The sequence below is a fragment of the Methylocaldum sp. genome (genome assembly GCF_039794385.1).
Taxonomy (GTDB): domain Bacteria; phylum Pseudomonadota; class Gammaproteobacteria; order Methylococcales; family Methylococcaceae; genus Methylocaldum.
The window spans coordinates 1-4829 of the sequence record NZ_JBDIVO010000342.1; the positions used below are offsets into that span (position 1 = coordinate 1).

At 57.5% G+C, this 4829-nt stretch carries 4 protein-coding genes; 2 read left to right on the forward strand and 2 right to left on the reverse strand.

The features are described 5' to 3' along the window. Window positions 1–274: 274 nt before the first annotated feature. Window positions 275–805, forward strand: a complete 531-nt coding sequence (locus ABJK70_RS20265; RefSeq protein ID WP_347258913.1) for a hypothetical protein — start codon at window positions 275–277, stop codon at window positions 803–805. Window positions 806–1042: 237 nt separating this feature from the next. Here ABJK70_RS20265 and nifA read toward each other — a convergent pair whose 3' ends face one another. Next, the gene (gene nifA / locus ABJK70_RS20270; RefSeq protein WP_347258914.1) at window positions 1043–2575 is read right to left on the reverse strand and encodes a nif-specific transcriptional activator NifA; all 1533 of its coding nucleotides are present in this window, start codon (window positions 2573–2575) and stop codon (window positions 1043–1045) included. Continuing rightward, a complete protein-coding gene (gene nifL, locus ABJK70_RS20275; RefSeq protein ID WP_240502432.1) occupies window positions 2568–4163 on the reverse strand; it encodes a nitrogen fixation negative regulator NifL in 1596 nt (531 codons plus the stop codon). Before nifL ends, nifA begins: the two co-directional genes overlap by 8 nt. Window positions 4164–4642: 479 nt before the next feature. Here nifL and ABJK70_RS20280 point away from each other — a divergent pair, with 479 nt between their 5' ends. Continuing rightward, window positions 4643–4801: a hypothetical protein gene (locus tag ABJK70_RS20280; protein WP_156879342.1), complete on the forward strand. Its 159-nt coding sequence runs from the start codon at window positions 4643–4645 to the stop codon at window positions 4799–4801. The last annotated feature ends 28 nt before the right edge of the window (window positions 4802–4829 follow it).

Consider the following 4829-nt stretch of genomic DNA (forward strand, 5'->3'; position numbering starts at 1 on the left):
GTGCCAGGAGGGGAGAACGTAGGTCGGCAATCCCTTGCCGACAAAGCCCTTCGCCGAGCCGATACGTCGGCAAGGGATTGCCGACCTACATATCCGAATCCCTTACACCGATTCGGAAAACGCTCTAGACGCAATGGTATCCGGGTAAATAAAGGTATAAAACACAATAACAGATTGGTGCCGGGCGACTGCGTTATTTCTCGGCGATGGCGGATGCCGAAACGTATCGCCTTGGAAACGACATAATCAACTCATAGAGCGGGAGGAGGTAATTGTGGATCAATTTGAACTTAAAGATCTTTTCCAAAATTTGGCGAACGACGAGTTTCGACCTGTATTAATCATCGCGGCGATCGCCATTTTATTAATCATTCTGCTTATCGTGTATTTGCTCGTGCGTAGCCGAAGTAAACGCGCCATCGTTGTGGACAAAATGCCGGTGGATTTACGGAAAGCGCCGGAGAGCGAAACGCGGGCTGACTCGCCGAAAGCACCGGCAAGAGAAATGCGGGTCGATTCGCCGAAAACGCCGGCGAACGCGATGCGGATGGATGCGCCGAGAGCATCGGTAGCCAGGCGGCCTCGCCATAGTATTCCGGAGGATTCGGTGCTCAGGCGACATCATATAAACCATATTAAATACATGATCGAGACGACCACCTTTCCACGTCCGACCGATAGCGTGCTGCGCCGCCATTACGACCATTTGATCGCGAGCGAGCTGGAAGCTTGCCTAGGCAACGAGGCTCTCATGGACAGGTTGATTTCGCGTTACGAGGAACACAGGCGGAACGCGCGAAGCTAGAGCATTTCATCCGCATTAACAGTATTCCGCGCGGAATGCGCCGTATTCGGCAATCCTTTTGCCGACGATTCGTCGTGTCGGAAAATCCTTTGCGTCGGGAAGGGATTCCCAACCTGCCGAGCCGGCATGGGCTGAATAAGAAACGTAGGATGCGGTGACCGAAGGGAGCCGCCCTGCGACTCGGCTCAGGACAGGCATCTTTCGAACATAGGGCGGCAATCCTTTTGCCGGCGAATCCTAAATCCGCTTCATCTTGATGTTCAGGGTTCTTACCCGATAGGCGATCTGGCGCGGAGTCATGTTCAGCAGGCGGGCGGCCTTGGCTTGCACCCAGCCGGTTTGCTCCAGCGCGGCGATGACTTGTTCTCTTTCGTCCATCCCCTCTAGGTTGAACTCCGGCGTTCTGGCAGCCGGTCCGGTAACCGAGATTTCATCGTCCTCCAGGCCGGTCATGGCAATGACGTCGCGGTCGATGATCCCGTCCGGGCTCATGATGGCGGCCCGCTCCAGACAGTTTTCCAATTCTCTGACGTTGCCCGGCCAGTCGTGACGCATCAGGAGCCGGATGGCGCTTTCCTTGATGATCAACGGTCTTCCGCCCTGTTGCTGGGAGATTCGCTTGAGCAGGAAATCGGCAAGGTCCGGAATGTCCTCGAGCCGTTCCCGCAGCGCCGGCATGAAAATCGGCATGACGTTGAGGCGATAGTAGAGGTCTTCCCGAAAACGGCCGGCCTCGACTTCTTCCTCGAGATTGCGGTTGGTGGCGGCGATGATGCGAACCTGCACCTTGAGCGTCTGGGTACCGCCGACGCGGTCGAACTCGCCTTCCTGAATGATGCGCAGCAGCTTGGCTTGGAAGGTGGGGGAAGTTTCGCCGATCTCGTCCAGGAAGATCGTGCCGTGGTTGGCCAGTTCGAAACGTCCCTTGCGCTGGCTGATGGCGCCGGAAAACGCGCCCTTCTCGTGGCCGAACAGTTCCGATTCCAGCAGGTTGTCCGGAAGAGCGGCGCAATTGAGTTTGACGAAAGGGCCGCCGGCGCAGGCCGAGTTGTAGTGAATGGCGTTGGCGATCGCCTCCTTGCCGGTGCCGGATTCGCCGCGAATCAAGACGGTGGTGTTCCATTTCGCGACCTGCCGGACCAGTTCGAAAACCCGCAGCATGGCCGGAGTGCGGCCGACGATGTTGTCGAAGCCGTAATTCCTGCGGAGGCTCTGTTTCAACTGATCGCGCTCCGCGACCAGATCGAGCTGCTTTTGCTCCATGCTGCGCAAAAGGCCCACGCTTTGCGCAATCAGATTGGCGACCATTTCCAGGAACCGTGCGCGGGCGTCGAGCAATTTCGCGTCCACCGGCTGTGCCGCCAACACGCCGACGACCTCGTCGTCGCCGACGCGGATAGGCGATCCGATAAACGGCAGCGTCGGATCGTACAGGCCCAGCTTGCCCAGGAAACGCGGCTCGTCGGCGATGCATTCCACCACGATGGTGCGCCCCGCATCCAGGATCGTGCCGATGAGTCCTTCCCCCGGTTCGTAGCGGACCGGCTTTCGGGTTTCGACGCCGTCGCTGCGCAGCACCGAGCAGACCTCGAACGCGTCGCTTTCCTGTTCCCTGAGAGCCAGCATTCCGGAGCGCATGTCGGCGCACTCCTGCAATATCTCGAGAATGGCTTCCAGTTTTTCCTTCAGCCCCAAAGGTCGATTGAGTACTTGGCTGACCTGGTAAAGGGCGTCCAGTTCGCGCTCGATCAGTTGAGTACGCTCATCCATGGTCGGAAGCCTTCTCCGGTACGAACATCATGTTGTGGATATTGAATTGGATACGCACTCGGCATCCGTCCCGATAGCTGGGATCGATCCGGATCAGTCCAAGGTGTTGATTGATAACTTCCTGGGCCATGGTCAAACCGGTGCCCGAATGCCCGCCATGGCCGTCGTTCTTGGTGGAGAAAAACGGTTCGAAGACCTTGATGCGCAGTTCGTCGGGAATGCCGGGGCCGGTATCCTCGATGGAGACATGCAGCAAATGTTTGTCGGACCACGTGGAAATGCGCAGTTCGCGGGTGACGATGCCGCTCTGGTTCATTGCTTCGATGGCATTTTCGATAATCTGCTTGAACATGGTGCGGAGGTGGCTCTCCTGGCCCATCAACGCGGGCAGCACCGGGGTCGGCTTCCACTCGACGACGATGCCGCTGGCGAGGAGCCGTTCGGTCAATAGCACGATGGTTTCGTGCAGCAACTGGTTCAAATTGACCGGCGTCATGGCCGAGGTGTTGCTTTCCGGTATGCATCGCTTCATGTGGGCGACGGACTGTTCGCCGGCCAAGCGGATCTGATCCAGAATGTCGACCAGCGCGATGTTGCGGTCATCGAGCCCACGCCGCGTCAGCATGGTCTTGGCCGCTTTGAGCAGATTGATGGGGCCCTGTATATGGTGAATGGCTCCCGACAGCGTTTCGCGAAGACGCTGGGTTTTCTCTTCCTCCGCCATCAGTGCCTTGAGCGCATTGATGCGGATTTCCTCGGCGTGCTTTTTTTGTTGGGTGATGTCGGTCAGGGTGAGCAGCAGATAAGTGTGGCTATTTTCGTGAAAGAACGCCTCGACACGGTCGTCTTCCTGGCAGAACCAGCTGCCGGCGCAGGCATACCAGCGGGGCGCGTGATGCCCGCCGCGGTCGAAACGGACTTCGCGGTTATGAAAGCCGGATTTTTTCTTTTTCATCCGCTCCCATTCTTCCGCCATGTCTTCCCGCAGGATATCGATGAACGTCCTGGCCGGGTCGCTGAGGCCCAGATCGCTGGACAGGGTCTTGTACATCTTGTTGTCCAGCACCACACGGTCGGATTCGTCCAAAAGCACGGTCGCGACCGGAATCGAATCGACCACCGTCTCGATGAGCACTTTCTGCTGATTGACCCTTTGCTCCAGCCGGTACATTTCCGTGATGTCCCGGTGCATGCCGATGTAGTGGGTGGTCTCGTGCCGGTCGTTCAGAATGGGGGCGATGGTGAGATCGGCCAGATAGCGGCGGCCGTCCTTGTGACGGTTGAGCAGATAGCCTTGCCAGGTCTGCTGCGACTTGATGCGGTTCCAAAGCTCGTCGTATACAGCCTTCGGCGTGTTCTTGTCGGACAGCATGGACTCGTTTCGGCCGATGCTCTCTTCCGGTGCATACCCGGTAACACGCGTGAACGCCTGATTCACGTACAGAATATTGGCCTTGTCGTCCGTGATCGAAATGGCCACCGGCGCTTGTTCCACGGTTTCCGCGAACAGAGCCAGCATGCGATTGTCGGCCAGTACGGACTTCCCCAACGGCTCGGGCGGCGGGTTATTGGAAGATTGTTTGGACACGAGCGCCTCTTCGGTGCAATTTTTCATCGATTAAGCAAGGCTTATGCCATCGATAAGAAGTGCTCCTGAGACCCTTATCGTTTTTTTACACAGGCGATCGGCTCGGCCGACGCTTCAAGCTTTCTTGCACTGTTTTGTCGCAAACGCGACAAAAGTGGGCATGGGTGCCGCTCGCGCGGCGTTTTCGGTGCGTCCTGATCGTTCGGAGCGTTCCCGGCTCTCTATCCCTATTGTCGGAAAACTCACGATGCGCATAAGCGTTGTAAGCATTCCGCTGAGGAAAGACTGCACTCGGTCGCGTGAAATTCTATAACTATCAATTAGTTACGTATTTATGGCCGAGGTGGCGCGAGGGTTGCTAGAAATTTCGCGAAGACCAACCGCTTACCGAAGTAGGCGTTTCTCGGCCATGTCGCGCCGAGTCCGTACCGACACCGGGTAAGCCAGGCCGCCTTAAAACCCAAGCAGAGAGGCCGAACATGAACAGCGAATCGACTACCAAAGCAGAGTCCAATCCCCCGGAAACGCCCCGTTCCCAGGCCGAGCGCGCCGAAGAGACGCTCGAATCCACCGAGCTTCCGTTCTACATCGTCCCGAGACCGCCGATTCCGGGGAAAACCGCCTGGAGCATCGCGTAGTACCTCGAATGACGCGGTTCCCTTCGGT